Source organism: Acidiphilium cryptum JF-5 (genome assembly GCF_000016725.1).
Classification (GTDB): domain Bacteria; phylum Pseudomonadota; class Alphaproteobacteria; order Acetobacterales; family Acetobacteraceae; genus Acidiphilium; species Acidiphilium multivorum.
This window is the reverse complement of the sequence record NC_009484.1, coordinates 939,092-952,813: the sequence shown is the minus strand read 5'-3', so window position 1 is coordinate 952,813 and position 13,722 is coordinate 939,092. Positions and strand designations below refer to the sequence as shown.

11 protein-coding genes are annotated in these 13,722 nt (G+C 70.8%); 2 read left to right on the top strand and 9 right to left on the bottom strand.

All coding sequences use genetic code 11. From position 1 onward, the window contains the following. Window positions 1–27 precede the first annotated feature (27 nt). From dnaG to ACRY_RS06715, 3 genes are read right to left on the bottom strand one after another with little or no spacing between them, the layout of a single operon-like run. Complete coding sequence (gene dnaG, locus ACRY_RS06725) at window positions 28–1,857, bottom strand: DNA primase (protein ID WP_011941827.1); 1,830 nt, start codon at window positions 1,855–1,857, stop codon at window positions 28–30. Next, window positions 1,854–2,324, bottom strand: coding sequence for a GatB/YqeY domain-containing protein (locus tag ACRY_RS06720; protein ID WP_007423290.1), 471 nt, complete (start codon window positions 2,322–2,324; stop codon window positions 1,854–1,856). Before ACRY_RS06720 ends, dnaG begins: the two co-directional genes overlap by 4 nt. A gap of 51 nt (window positions 2,325–2,375) precedes the next feature. After that, on the bottom strand, window positions 2,376–4,754 hold the full coding sequence (locus ACRY_RS06715; RefSeq protein ID WP_043509302.1) for a putative bifunctional diguanylate cyclase/phosphodiesterase: 2,379 nt from the start codon (window positions 4,752–4,754) through the stop codon (window positions 2,376–2,378). 135 nt (window positions 4,755–4,889) lie between these two features. Here ACRY_RS06715 and ACRY_RS06710 point away from each other — a divergent pair, with 135 nt between their 5' ends. Next, the gene (locus tag ACRY_RS06710) at window positions 4,890–5,723 is read left to right on the top strand and encodes an N-acyl amino acid synthase FeeM domain-containing protein (protein ID WP_011941825.1); all 834 of its coding nucleotides are present in this window, start codon (window positions 4,890–4,892) and stop codon (window positions 5,721–5,723) included. A 56-nt stretch (window positions 5,724–5,779) separates the two neighbouring features. Here the strand turns inward: ACRY_RS06710 and ACRY_RS06705 are convergent, their stop codons facing one another. Together ACRY_RS06705 and ACRY_RS06700 are read right to left on the bottom strand one after the other, a co-directional pair. Beyond that, window positions 5,780–6,997, bottom strand: coding sequence for an acyl-CoA dehydrogenase (locus ACRY_RS06705; protein ID WP_048858356.1), 1,218 nt, complete (start codon window positions 6,995–6,997; stop codon window positions 5,780–5,782). A 5-nt stretch (window positions 6,998–7,002) separates the two neighbouring features. Beyond that, entirely contained in the window at window positions 7,003–8,514 is a 1,512-nt protein-coding gene (locus tag ACRY_RS06700) for a DEAD/DEAH box helicase (RefSeq protein WP_011941824.1), read from the bottom strand. Window positions 8,515–8,799: 285 nt separating this feature from the next. On the opposite strand from ACRY_RS06700, the gene ACRY_RS06695 reads away from it, so the two are divergent. Further along, window positions 8,800–9,507 carry an SIMPL domain-containing protein gene (locus ACRY_RS06695; protein WP_011941823.1) on the top strand — a complete coding sequence of 236 codons (708 nt, stop codon included), beginning with the start codon at window positions 8,800–8,802 and terminating at the stop codon, window positions 9,505–9,507. Here the strand turns inward: ACRY_RS06695 and ACRY_RS20385 are convergent. The 4 genes from ACRY_RS20385 to ACRY_RS06675 form a co-directional block, all read right to left on the bottom strand. Then, window positions 9,464–10,948: a glycosyltransferase family 4 protein gene (locus ACRY_RS20385; RefSeq protein WP_011941822.1), complete on the bottom strand. Its 1,485-nt coding sequence runs from the start codon at window positions 10,946–10,948 to the stop codon at window positions 9,464–9,466. The two genes, ACRY_RS06695 and ACRY_RS20385, sit on opposite strands and share 44 nt — an antisense overlap. Window positions 10,949–11,181: 233 nt before the next feature. Further along, window positions 11,182–12,507, bottom strand: coding sequence for an ATP-binding protein (locus tag ACRY_RS06685; protein ID WP_011941821.1), 1,326 nt, complete (start codon window positions 12,505–12,507; stop codon window positions 11,182–11,184). Next, a complete protein-coding gene (locus ACRY_RS06680; RefSeq protein WP_011941820.1) occupies window positions 12,504–13,199 on the bottom strand; it encodes a response regulator in 696 nt (231 codons plus the stop codon). Before ACRY_RS06680 ends, ACRY_RS06685 begins: the two co-directional genes overlap by 4 nt. Further along, complete coding sequence (locus tag ACRY_RS06675) at window positions 13,196–13,714, bottom strand: MarR family winged helix-turn-helix transcriptional regulator (RefSeq protein WP_007422860.1); 519 nt, start codon at window positions 13,712–13,714, stop codon at window positions 13,196–13,198. The genes ACRY_RS06680 and ACRY_RS06675 overlap by 4 nt, the downstream gene beginning before the upstream one ends. Between the last annotated feature and the right edge of the window lie 8 nt (window positions 13,715–13,722).

Genomic DNA, 13,722 nt, shown 5'->3' with positions numbered 1-13,722 from the left:
CAGGGCAGCGACGCGGGGGGCGCGCGCTCAAGTTGGTGCTTCGAGGTCCGCTTCGCCCCGCTCGGCGCGATAGCGCGCTTCGACGAGGGCCCGCAGACGGTTGTTGTTTTCGGGCGTGGGGTCCTGCTCGAACCTGATCCGCTGTTCCTCGCATTGTTGCCGCAGCCAGTCCAGATTCATCAGCCCGTAGATGCCATACCAGAGCGACTCCAGGGCTTCGCCTGCCGTCTCCTTGCCGCGGCCCCGCCGCGGCAGGACGGACAGGGCGAGTTCCGCCGCCTCACGCAAACCTGACTGAGCGAGATGGTTGAGGAGGAGCGCCGAGTCAAGGGCTTCGGCGGTGGCGAGCCAGACGCTCATCGCCGCGCGCAGGCGGGCGCAGTCATCCGGCAGGGCGAGCAGGCCGAAGGCCTCCTCCAGCGCCGGCAGCAGGTCGGGATGGGCGATCAGGATTCCGGTCAGCATCCGGGCGCGGCGCAGCCGGGCGACCGAGGGGTCGATGGACGGGCGCGGCAGGCCGAGCGGGCGGGGCGGCGCGCCGGCGGGGGCGCGGCCCGAGGCGCGGTCTGGAGCGCGGCCAGGGGCGCGCCCGGCGGCCTGCCGGCCGCGCCGGGCGGCGAAGAAGCGGTCGAGCAGCGCGCCGCGGTATTCGCCGGCCAGCGCCTTGTCCTCGATGGTGCGGGCGACCTCCTCGAGCCGGTGGCGCAGGGCGGCGCGGCCCTCGGGGGTGGCCTGGTCGGCGCTTTCGGCCAGCAGGAGGTAGAGCGTGTCGGCCAGCGAGGGCACGGCGGCGAGGCGGGCGGCGAAGGCGGCGGCTCCCTCGCGGCGGATGAAACTGTCGGGGTCGTCGGCGCCGGGCAGGGTCAGCACCGCGAGGCCGCGATCGGGGGTGAGCTGCTTCAGGGCGAGCTCGATGGCGCGCAGGGCGGCGCGGCGGCCGGCGGCGTCGCCATCGAGGCAGAGGATGGGGCGCGGCGAGAGGCGCCAGAGTTCCTCGAGATGGGATTCGGTGAGGGCGGTGCCGAGCGGGGCGACGGCGCCCTCGAAACCGGCGGCGGCGAGCGCGATCACGTCCATGTAGCCCTCGACCACGATCAGCGCGGCGCCGGCGCGGATGGCGGGGCGGGCGGTGTCGATCCCGTAGAGGGTGCGGCGCTTGGAGAAGAGCGCGGTTTCGGGGCCGTTGAGGTATTTCGGCTGGCCGTCGCCGAGCAGGCGGCCGCCGAAGCTGACCATGCGGCCGGCGCGGTCGCGGATGGGGAACATCACGCGGCCGTAGAAATAGTCGACCGCGCCGCGCTCGCCCTGTTTCATCAGCCCGGCCTCGACGAGGCGGGATTCGGCGATGCCCTGGCGGGCGAGCGCCGCGCGCAGCGACCCCCTGCCCTCGCCCGACCAGCCGAGGCCGAAGCGGGCGATGGTCGGCGCATCGAGGCCGCGGGCGGCGAGATAGGCGCGGGCGGCCTCGCCCTCGGGCAGCGCGAGGCGGCGGCGGTATTCGGCGGCGGCGGCTTCCAGAACATCCGCCAGCTCGGCCTCGCGCTTCGCGGCCTCGGCGGCGGCGGGGCTCGGCTTCGGCACCTCGAGCCCGGCCTCGGCGGCGAGGCGCTCGACCGCCTCGATGAAGCTCGCCCCCTCGCTCTGCATGACGAAGCTGATGGCGTCGCCATGCGCGCCGCAGCCGAAGCAGTGGTAGTGATCGTCGTAGACGTAGAAGGACGGGGATTTCTCGTTGTGGAACGGGCAGCAGCCCTTCTGGTCGCGGCCGGCGCGCTCGAGCCGCACGCGGCGGGCGACCAGGGGGGCGAGCGGCGTGCGGTGGCGCAGTTCGTCGAGAAAATGGGGCGGCAGGCTCATCCGCCGGCCAGCTTCGCCTTCACCGCCGCCGAGGCGGCGGCCATGTCGAGCGCCGGGCCGTGCGCCGCCTTCAGCGCGGCGATGACGGCGCCCATCTCCTTCGGGCCGGACGCGCCGGTGGCGGCGATAGCGGCGGCGATGGCGTCATCCAGCGCGGCGCCGGCGAGGGTTTGCGGCAGGTAGCCCTCGATGATGGCGATTTCGCCGGCTTCCTGGTCGGCGAGGTCGGGGCGGTTGCCGGCGCGGTACTGCGCCTCGGATTCGCGGCGGGATTTCACCATGCCGCGCAACAGGGCGACGATGTCGGGCTCGGCGATCGCCTCGATGCCGCGCGGGCGGGCGGCGATGTCGGCGTCCTTCAGCTTGGCCGAGACCATGCGCAGCGTGGAGACGCGCAGCGCATCGCGCGCGCGCATCGCCGCCTTCAGGTCATCGAGGATGCGGCCGCGCAGGGGGCTGGTCGTCATGGCTGTCTCCGAACAGGGCTGAAGGCCGCCCGCCCCGGGGCGGGCGGCGGCTCACATGGTCGCCGGTTCGGCCGGCGCGATCGTCGCGACGCCCGAACCCGTGATGGCCACTATCCTATCCCCGGAGACGGGCGGGGAGAAGAGGTAGCCCTGCGCATCGATGTCGCGATAGCCGTAAAGCATCGCGGCGTGTTCCTCGGTTTCGACGCCCTCGACGGTGATCAGCAGGCCGAGGGTCTGGCCGAATTCGACGATCGCCTTGACGATCCGCTCGCCGTTCTCGGCGCGGCCGAGTTCGTGGATGAAGCTGCGGTCGATCTTGAGCCGGTCGAAGGGGAAGGAGCGCAGCGTGGAGAGCGAGGCGAAGCCGGTGCCGAAATCGTCGATCGCGATGCGGCAGCCGAAGCGGCGCAGGCGACGCAGATTGTCGATCGTGCGGTCGTCCGTGGTCAGCAGCGCGGTCTCGGTCACCTCGAACTCGACGCGCTCGGGGGCGAGGCCGGAGGTGGAGATCACCGCCGAGAGCTGGTCGAACAGCAGGGCCTCGCGCAGGTGCAGCGCCGAGAGGTTGATCGCGACCGAGACCGAGGACGGCAGGCGGATGGCCAGCGAGGCGGCCTCGGTCAGGACGTGGCGGGTGACGGCGCCGATCAGGCCGCAGCGCTCGGCGATGGCGATGAAATCCTCCGGCCCGATGATGCCGCGCTGCGGATGCCGCCAGCGGACCAGCGCCTCGACGGAGCGGATGCGGCGGGTGCGCAGGCAGACGACGGGCTGGTATTCGACGAAGAGCTGCCCGTCGTGCAGGGCGCGCTTGATGTCGCGGCGCAGGCTGCGCTGGTTCTGCACCTGGCGGTCCATCGCCTGGTCGAACAGCCGCCAGGTGCCGCGGCCGTCGTTCTTGGCGCGGTAGAGTGCGAGGTCGGCGTTGCGGAACAGCAGGTCCTGGCGGTCGCCATCGGCGGGGGCGAGCGCGATGCCGATGCTCACCCCGATCTCGACCGAAACGCCGTCGAACCGGTAGGGGCGCGACAGGCGCTCGATGATGCGGTCGGCCATCGCGGTGGCGTCGATCCGGCTGTTCGAGGGCAGCAGCACGGCGAATTCGTCGCCGCCGAGGCGGGCGGCGGTGTCGGTTTCGCGGATGGCGTTGCGCAGCCGGCTGGCGACGGCGCGCAGCAGGATGTCGCCCAGGCCGTGGCCGTAGCTGTCGTTCACCGCCTTGAACTGGTCGAGGTCGAGATAGAGCAGCGCCGCGCCGCAGGCATTGCCGGGGGCGAGCGCGCGGTCGAGCAGCACGCCGAAGGCGGCGCGGTTGATCAGCTCGGTCAGCGTGTCGTGCTGGGCGAGGAAGTCGATGCGCTGGCGGGAGCGCTGCATGGCCGTGACATCCGAGCCGACGCCGCGATAGCCGGCGAAGGCGCCCTCGTGATCGAGCGTCGGCTTGCCGGTCAGCGACCACCAGCGCCGCTCGCCCGCGGCCGAGACCGGCACCACCAGATCGCGGAACGGGCGGCGCATGCGGATCTGCCGGCGGAGCTCGGCATAGGGATCGATGGCCGGATCCGCCGGGCTGGCCAGGGCGGCGTCGGTGCCGGCCATGAAATCGAACAGGTTGCCGCGGATTTCGCTGGCCGGGCGGTGCGCCACCTCGGCCAGCCGCGCCGAGGGATGAACGAGGTTCAGCGCCGCGTCGGTCTCCCAGAGCCAGTCGCTCGCGTTCTCCTCGAAATCGCGCAGCAGCATCTGGATCGTCTCGCTGGTGCGCATGAGCTCGAGGGCGTTGACGCTGCGTTCGAGCATGCGGCGGTTGAGGACGACCATCGTGAAGAAGACGAAGGCGGAATAGGCCCCCAGCGTGATCACGAAGACCGGCCGCCAGAGATCGTGCGAGACATAGAGCGCGGTGAAGGCGCCGACGGTCAGCGGCGCCCAGAACGAGAGGGTCGAGGAGAGCGGGCCGGCGGAGATCGTCGTCGAGATCAGGCCGATCATGATGCTGAGCAGGAGCGCCTGGTTCGCGGAATCCGAGGCCCGCATGAGCAGGACCAGATAGGTGGCCCAGAAAACGCCCAGCGCGAAGATGAGACGGTTGAACGCGGCCTTCGCGCGGCCGAAATCGGCGATCCGGCGGCGGATGACGGGCCATGCCGTGGTGAAGCCGAACAGCGCGAGATAGGTGATGGCAAGCGCGAGGAAGGCGGCGAGCACCGATGGACGCTGCGTCGTCGCATGGAAATCGAACGCGATGGCGCCGGCGACCAGAAGCCCGACCAGGCTTGCGACGCGCGTCAGCCTGATCCTGAGTTCGAGACCTTCGACGGCGATCGGTGCGACAAGCTGCTCCGGGACAACATCCGTGGCCCAGACCGCGTTATAGAGACGCCCTCGTTTAATTATCTGAACAAACGATTGTCGCTGTATGTTCACGGTACTCGCCGGCATGATCAGAACGTCGTTTACCTGAAATTTTCCATTCATGGAACAAAGGAATCACCACTGATCTGTTAAGCAATCATATCGGATAAAGCATTGTTATCCGTTTGTTCTCAAAGGAGACCCCCTATGGACGGCTCGATCCTTGGTCATCAACTCACCCGGACGACGAATTTCAATCATCTCCCGGCCCGCCGCTCTGACGGTGTGACGGCGCGGCTCGTTCTCGACGACGAGGGGTTTCGGGAAGCCCTCGCCGTGCGGTACGAGGCCTACGTCGCCGCGGGCTATCTCGCGCCACGCCGCGACGCCCTGTTCTCTGATACTTATGACGAATCGCCGCTAAGCAAGACGCTGGTGCTCTACACCGACGGCGAGGCCGCGGCATCGGTGCGGGTGTGCATGCTCGGCCATCGCGACGGCAACGACCGGCCGGGCGATCTGCCCGCCGCGGCGATGTTCCGCACGGAGATCGACACCTGTCTCGCCGGCCTCGCGGCGGAGGGGCGTCCGGCCCGGGCGGTCGAGATCACGCGGCTCGCGTGCAGCCCCCGGCACGCCAGGAACGTCGCCCTCCTGCTCGGTCTCTATCACGTCGCGGGCTACCTGATCCTGCATTTCCACGCCGATATCATCTTCGCCGCCGTGACCGCCAATCACACCGGCTTCTACAGGCGGATGGGCTTCCGGGAGATGGCCCCGCCGCGCGACTATCCGGGGCTTGACGTGCAGACCGTGCTGATGGGCTGCAAGATCGGCGAGCATCGGGGGATTCCGGGCAAGACGCTGGCGCTCAGCGAGATGTCGCTCTCCGACGACACCTATCAGGGGCTGGTGACCGGCGAGACCGTGCCCGTGTTTGGCGGACACGCCACATCCCGCCCCGATCTCGTGGTCAACCGGATGGCCGGCGGCATGCGGATGCCGCAGACGGCCGGGACGATCGCCACGACGATCGGCTAGGCTGACCGCTCACCGGCGCCGCGCGGCACAGGCCCGCGGCGCCGGTGTGGGGCTGATCAGAACGCGGACAGGCCGGTCTGGGCGCGGCCGAGGATCAGCGCGTGGACGTCGTGCGCGCCCTCGTAGGTGTTGACGGTTTCGAGATTCACCATGTGGCGGATGACATGGTACTCGTCGACGATGCCGTTGCCGCCGTGCATGTCGCGCGCGAGGCGGGCGATGTCGAGCGACTTGCCGCAATTGTTGCGCTTCATCAGCGAGATCATTTCCGGCGCGGCCTCGCCGGCATCGAGCAGGCGGCCGAGGCGCAGCGCGCCCTGCAGGCCGAGCGTGATCTCGGTCTGCATGTCGGCCAGCTTCTTCTGCACGAGCTGGGTCGCGGCCAGCGGGCGGCCGAACATCTTGCGATCCAGCGTGTATTGCCGGGCGGCGTGCCAGCAGAACTCGGCGGCCCCCAGCGCGCCCCAGGCGATGCCGTAGCGCGCGTTGTTCAGGCAGGAGAACGGGCCGCGCAGCCCCTTCACGCCGGGCAGCATGTGATCCTCGGGGACGAAGACGTCCGAGAGCATGATCATGCCGGTGACCGAGGCGCGGAGCGAGAACTTGCCCTCGATCTTCGGCGTCTCCAGGCCCTTGGAGCCGCGGTCGACGAGGAAGCCGCGGATCACGCCCTCGTCGTCCTTGGCCCAGACCAGGCAGACATCGGCGATCGGCGAGTTGCTGATCCAGGTCTTCGAGCCGTTCAGGATGTAGCCGCCATCGACCTTCTTCGCGCGGGTGCGCATCGAGCCGGGATCGGAGCCGGCATCGGGCTCGGTGAGGCCGAAGCAGCCGACCCATTCGCCGGCGCGCAGCTTCGGCAGGTACTTGTCCTTCTGCGCCTCCGACCCGAAGGCGTAGATCGGGTACATCACCAGCGAGGACTGCACCGAGAAGGCCGAGCGGTAGCCGGAATCGACGCGCTCGACCTCGCGGGCGATCAGCCCGTAGGCGACGTAGGAGACGTCGGCGCAGCCATGGGTGGAGAGGGTGGCGCCGAGAAAGCCCATCTCGCCCATTTCGGACATGATCGAACGGTCAAAGGTTTCTTCGCGGAAACCTTTAAGAACGCGCGGGAAGAGTTTGTTCTGACAGTATTCATGCGCCGCATCGCGGATGGCGCGCTCGTCTTCCGTCAGCTGCGTGTCAAGGTGAAGGGCGTCGTCCCACTCGAATGGCGTGAAGCTGCCCTTGCCGGCCGGCTTGTGCGCGCCGGTTTCCACGACCCGTTTCATCTCGTTCATGCGGCGATTTCCGTATCCTCGTTCTGGTCTTTTCCGTCCTGCCCGTCGGTATCCGGTCCGGCCGCCGGGCGGGCGCGGCGGCGGATCTGCATGAAGGCCGGAATGTCATCGCCGAAGCCGACGACCGGCTCGCGCGGGCCGGCATCCTCGCGGCCGCCGCGGCGGTTGCCCGGCTCCCTGCTGCGGCGGGGGGCGGGCTGTTCCTCGGCGGCGGGCGGGGTCTCGGCGCGGGCGGCCGGCTTGGGCGCCTTCTTCGCCGGCGGCGCGGCCTTGGCGGCGGGCTTGCCGCCCCGGCGGCGGCCCCTGGACTCGGCCTCCTCCCACTCGACGGGATCGAGACCGTCCACGGCGAGGCGGGGAATCGGGTGGCCGATCAGCAATTCGATCGCGTCGACCGCGGCGCGGTCGGCCGGCGTGGCCAGGGTCAGGGCGCGGCCCTGCATTCCCGCCCGTCCGGTGCGGCCGATGCGGTGGACGTAATCCTCGGCGTGGTGCGGGACGTCGAAATTGAAGACATGCGACAGACCGCCGATATCGATGCCGCGGGCGGCGACGTCGGAACAGACCAGCAGGCGGATCTCGCCGGCCTTGAAGCGCTCGAGGGTCGCGAAGCGGGCGGATTGCGGCATGTCGCCATGCAGCATGCCGGCCGAGAATTTGTGCCGCGTCAGCGACTTGCAGAGAATGTCGACATCGCGCTTGCGGTTGCAGAAGACGAGCGCGTTCTGCACGTCCTCGGTACGGATCAGCCGGCGCAGGGCCTCGCGCTTGTCGTGCGTGGCGACCAGCGACAGGCCTTCGGTGATCGTGGTGGCGACGGTGGCCGGGCGGGAGACGGTGATCTGCTTCGGGTTCGAGAGGAACGCGTCGGCCAGGCGGCGGATCTCCGGGGCCATGGTGGCGGAGAAAAAGAGCGTCTGCCGCATGGTTGGCAGGAGGGAGACGATCCGCTCGATATCGGGGATGAACCCCATGTCGAGCATGCGGTCGGCCTCGTCGATCACCAGCACCCGCACGTCCGACAGCAGCAGGCCGCCGCGCTCGAAGATGTCGATCAGGCGGCCGGGGGTGGCGATCAGCACGTCGACCCCGCGGGTCAGCACGTCGCGCTGCTCGCCCATGCTCTCGCCGCCGATCAGCAGCGCATGGTTGAGCTTCAGGTGCTTGCCGTACTGGACGAAATTCTCGGCGACCTGGAGGGCGAGCTCGCGCGTCGGCTCGAGGATGAGGGAGCGCGGCATCCGCGCCCGGGCGCGGGAGCCGGAGAGAATGTCGAGCATCGGCAGGGTGAAGCTCGCGGTCTTGCCGGTGCCGGTCTGCGCGCAGCCGAGAACGTCCCGCCCCATGAGCACGGTCGGGATCGCCTGTTCCTGGATCGGGGTCGGGTTCAGATAGCCCTTTTCCTCAAGGGCCTTGAGGATCGGCTCGGACAGGCCGAGCGACGCGAAGCCGGAGGCGGGCGGCGTTTCGGCAGCCTCGGCGGCGGCGTCTTCCTGTGGGTGCGGCACGAAATCCCTGGACTCGGACAATATTCAGACCAATTCGGACAAGAGGAGCAGGAGTGCCCGCATCCGCTCGCTCCCGATTCGTTGCGGAGCGGCCAGACGCGAGACGGGGGCGCAGTTGCGTCTGCCCCGAGATCGTTGATATCCGTTCTGACCGCCGAAAAGTCAAGTGAATGGCGGGCTGGCGCGCGGCCTGCCCGGAACGCCGGGGGCGTGTTAGGCTGGCCGCCCCGCCCGCGCCGGAGCGGCCGCGGACGGCACGACGGCGCTGCCCGGAAGGAGACAACCATGGCCCGACTCACCGCGCTTCTCCCGCTGGCCGCCGCCCTGCTCGCGGCACCGCTCGCCGCCGCGGCGGCACCGCACCGGCAAGGCGCGACCACCCTCACCCTCTCGGTGACCGGCAGCGCGCGGCATCTGCCGGATGCGATGGCGGCGACGATCGAGATCGCCGGCGAGGCGCCGGACGCGGCCGCGGCGCAGGACAGGCTCAACCGGGCGATGGCGGCGGCGCTGCACGCGGCGGACGGGGTGGCCGGCGTCCGCGCGACGACCGGGAGCTATTTCGTGACCCCGACGGACGCGAAGCGGACCGCGTGGATCGCGCGGCAGGAGCTGAGCCTCTCCTGCGACGCGGCGCCGGGCGCGCCGGCGGCGGCGGGGCTGCGCGGGCTGATCGGGCAGCTCCAGCACGCGGGCGCGCGCCTGCAGTCGCTCGACGGCCGGCTGAGCGCCGCGACGGCGGCGGCGACGCGGGAGCGCGCGATCGGCGATGCGGTGCGGCGGCTGCGGGCCGAGGCGCAGGCGGTGGCGCGTTCGCTCGGCGAGACGGTCGGCACGATCCGCACCGTGCAGGTGGACGGCCCGCCGGTTCGCCCGGTGTTCGGCGGCCTCATGGTGGCGGGGCGCGCGGCCTCGCCGGTGGCGCGGCCGGCGGCGATCGAGGAGCGGGTCAGCCTGTCGGCGACGATAGAGCTGGTGCCGGCAGCGAAATGACGGCGGGTGCGGCGGGCAGGTCGACGGCGTCGTCGGCCAGCACGTCGAGGATCAGGCGCGCCGCGTCCGGCCAGGAGGGCGGGCGGTAATTGCGCGCGATGTCGGCCTCGAGCCCGGCGCGGCGGGAGGGATTGCGCACGAGGCCGCTGATCGCGCGGCGGGCGTCGCCGAGGTCGTTGGGATCGAAATAGATACAGAAGCGCCCGCCCGCCTCGGGAATCGCGGCGGTGTTGGAGGCGACGACCGGCTTGCCGAAGCCGAGACTCTCGGTGACCGGCAGGCCCCAGCCCTCGTAGAAGGAGGGATAGATCGTGAACAGGCAGTCGCGGTAGAGGATCGCCAGCTCGGCGTCGGTCGGGCTTTCGATCAGGCGCAGCTTGCCGCCGAGCCAGCCGGCATTCTCGCACTGGGTGATGAAATCCTGCGACATCCAGCCGATGCGGCCGGCGAGGATGAGGTCGGGCACGAGGTCCGGCTTTTCCTGCATGATCATCTCGCGCCAGAGGCGCAGCATGCCGGCATGGTTCTTCCGCGGTTCGATGGTGGAGACGAACAGCACGTAGGGGCGCGGGTGCAGGGGCGCCGCATCGGGATCGGCCTTGCGGGGGAAATGCGCGCCGACCGGCACGGGAATCGCCTCCGGGATCGGCAGGCCGGCGCGCTTCGCATGATCGCGCAGGGCCCGGCGCGTGGCGTGGGAGATGGTGAACAGGCGGTCGGCCTGGGGCAGCACCGTCTCCATCCAGGTGCGGAAGCCGGTGGTGGTGGAGCGGGCCGACCATTCGGGGAACAGGGCGGGAACCAGGTCGTAGACGAAGGGGGCGAAGCGCACGCCGTCGCGGCGGGCGGCGTCGATCCGGGCGGCATAGTCGGGGAACGGCCAGGTGGCGCCGATGGCCAGCAGCACGTCGCCGGCGGCGAAGGCGACCGGAGGAGCGAAAGCGTCCGGCACGCGCACGTCGCGCCGGCGCGGCAGGACGCGGAGGCGCACGGCGGCGGCGGCCAGGCGCCAGCCGCCCGCGGCGACGGCGGCCAGGCCGCGCATCGCCTTCAGCTGGGCGGCCCCGGCGGACCGGAGTCCCCGCGCGGCCTCGTGCTCCGCCTGGCAGACCGCGTGGGCCGGGATCCGCATCTCGTCCGGCAGGCGGCGGAAGGCCCGGCGCAGCGCGCCGGCCGCTTCCGGCCGTTCGCGCGGGGACGGCGCCTCGCGCCGGGCGGGCGCATCGCGCGTCATCAGCGCGGCGAGCCGGGCCTCGACATCCGCCCAGTCGAGCTCGACGAAACCATGAGGGGCGCGGGCATGGCGGCAGACCCGGACCGCGCCGCCGCCGGCGGCCACCAGGGATGCGGAGAGTTCGAACGTCACCCGCTGGATACCGCTGGGGCGGTGCCCGGATTCGACATGTCGGATCAGGTTCTCAAGATCCAGCCAGATCAACAATGCGCTGCTACCTCAAAAGAAGACGCGAAAAGAACACGCGGTTGGGCATTTGAACGGCGTTCCTCGTCGAATCCGTCGTTCCGATCGGCTTGGGCGTAACCGCCAATCCCGGCGACAATGTGTTTGCGACGCAACATATGACACGCGCAGGTTGAGGGTGCACGCCCATTGAGGTTAAATTTTGGCATAGCTTCCGGCCATATCGTTGCCATGCCGTGCCGGACGGCGGCGGGTCAGAGCGGGATCGTGATCGCCACCCGCAGGCCGCCGAGCGGGCTGGTATCGAGGCGGAGCGTGCCGCCATGCGCCGCGACGATGTCGCGGGCGATGGCGAGGCCGAGGCCGGTGCCGGCGGCCGAGCCGCTTTCGAAGGGACGCAGCATCTGCTCGCGACGCTCGGCGGGGATGCCGGGACCATCGTCGTCGATCACGATCCGCAGCATCTGCCCGCCTTCCGGCGCCGCCGCGACGACGATGCGGTGGGCGTGGCGGGCCGCGTTGTCGAGCAGGTTGGACAGCGCCCGGCGCATCGCCTCCGGCCGGACCACCGCCTGCGGCAGGTGCGCGAGGTCGAGCGCGATGGCGGCGCCACCGCGCGCGGCGCGGGCGGCGAGATCCTCGATCAGCAGGGCGATGTCGGTCGGCTGGGGCTGCTCGGTGCCCTCGCCGCGGGCGAAGGTGAGGTAGAGGCCGATCAGCCGCTCCATTTCCGTCACGTCGTCGTTCATGCCGTCGGTGTCGGCGATGTCGGGCGGCAGCATGGCGATGGCGAGGCGCAGCCGGGTGAGCGGGGTGCGCAGGTCGTGCGAGACGCCGGCGAGCATCGCGGTGCGCTGGGTGAGGAAGCGGCGGATGCGGTCCTGCATGCGGTTGAAGGCGGTGGCGGCGCGGCGAACCTCGATCGCGCCCTCGGGGCGGATCGGACCGGGATCGCGCCCCATGCCGAAGGCCTCGGCGGCGAGCGCGAGGCGGCGGATGGCGCGGACCTGGTTGCGCAGGAACAGGATCGCGATGCCGAGCAGCAGGATGGTGACGCCGGCGAGCCAGGCGAAGAAGATGTAGAGCGCGCCGACATAGAGGCGCTTGCGCGGCACGTCGACCGTCATCACCCCGGTTGCGAGCTGGACATCGACGCGGATCATCCCCGGCGGGCCGTTCCAGACCAGGGAGAATTTCCGGTTGAGGTCGCGGCGGAGGGCGCGGGCGAGGTCGGTATCCACCGGGCCGAAGACATGGGGCAGGCCGCGCGGGGTGAGTTTTTCTCCCTCGTGGAAATGGAAGCGGAACTGGAAGCGCTGCCCGGCATGGGCGAAGATCCGCGCGCTGCTGGCGGGGTGCAGGGCGGCCTGGTCGAGCACGAAGGCGATCTCGCCGGCGACGCTGCCGGCGAGGCGGCGGGAGAGCACGTCGAGATGGCTGCCGTAGAAGATCTGCAGCGCGACGCCTTCAAGCAGGATCAGCGGCAGGATCACGATCAGCAGGGTGCGGCCGAACAGGCTGCGCGGCAGGATCTTGCGCAGGACGCGGTCGGGCTCGAGACCGCGCGGGGCGAGCCTCATGGACCCGGCTTGAGGACGTAGCCGCGGCCGCGCACGGTCTGCAGGTAGCGCGGCTCGCGCGGGTCGGGCTCGATCTTGCGGCGCAGGCGGGTCACCTGCACGTCGATCGCGCGTTCGCCGGCCTCGTCCATGCCGAGGATCTCGGCCAGCGCCTCGCGCGAGAGGACCTCGTGGGCGCGGGCGGCGAGCACGGCGAGAAGGCTCGCCTCGCCACCCGTGAGGCGGACCGGGCCGCGCTCGGTGGAAAGCTCGCCGCGGGCGGGATCGAAGCTCGCCGCACCAAGCCGGACCGGGCCGGCCGCCTGCGCCGGCGGGGCGGCGCGGCGGAGCATGGCGCGGATGCGCAGCAGCAGCTCGCGCGGGTCGAACGGCTTGCCGAGATAGTCGTCCGCCCCCGCCTCGAAGCCGGCGATGCGGTCCTCCGGCGCGCCGCGGGCGGTGAGCAGCAGGATCGGCAGGTCCGGCGCGCGGTCGGCGCGCAGCGACTCGATCAGTTCGAGCCCGGTTTCCTCGGGCATCATGACATCGAGCACCATCATGTCGGGGTCGACCACGCGCAGGGTCTCGCGCGCGGCGGCGGCGCTCTCGGCGACGGTGACGCGGAAGCCGTTCTCGACGAGGTAGCGCTGCATCAGCGCGCGCAGGCGGGCATCGTCGTCGACCAGCAGGATGTGGGCGGCGGTGGCGCTCATCGGCGCGCGTTGCGCGCGGCCTCGGCCCGGTCGAGATAGGCGCGGGCCTCTTCCTTCATCATGCCGCGCAACACCTTGCGGAAGCCCTCGACGGCGGGGCCGCCGGCCTCGCGGAAGGCGGCGATCAGGCGCTCGCGCTGGGCCTCGAAGAGCTTGCGCTCCAGCGCGGCACCCGCCGGGGTGAGGCTGAGCAGGCGCTGGCGGCGATCCGCCCGGCCGGGGGTCTGCTCGACATAGCCGTCGCGGATCAGCGGGCCGAGGACGCGGGCGAGACTCTGCTTGGCGATCCCGAGAATGTGAAGCAGCTCGCCCACCGGCAGGCCGGGATTGCGGCCGATGAAATGCAGCGTCCGGTGATGCGCGCGGCCGAAGCCGATTTCCGCAAGGATGGCGTCGGCCGCGGCCACGAGGTCGCGGTTGGCGAAGAAGATCATGTCCTGGGCGAGGCGAAGCTCTTCCTCGCGCAGGAACAGGAGGCCGGCGGCCGTGCCGGGCTGGGATGGTTTTTCGTGCATGGCTCCCT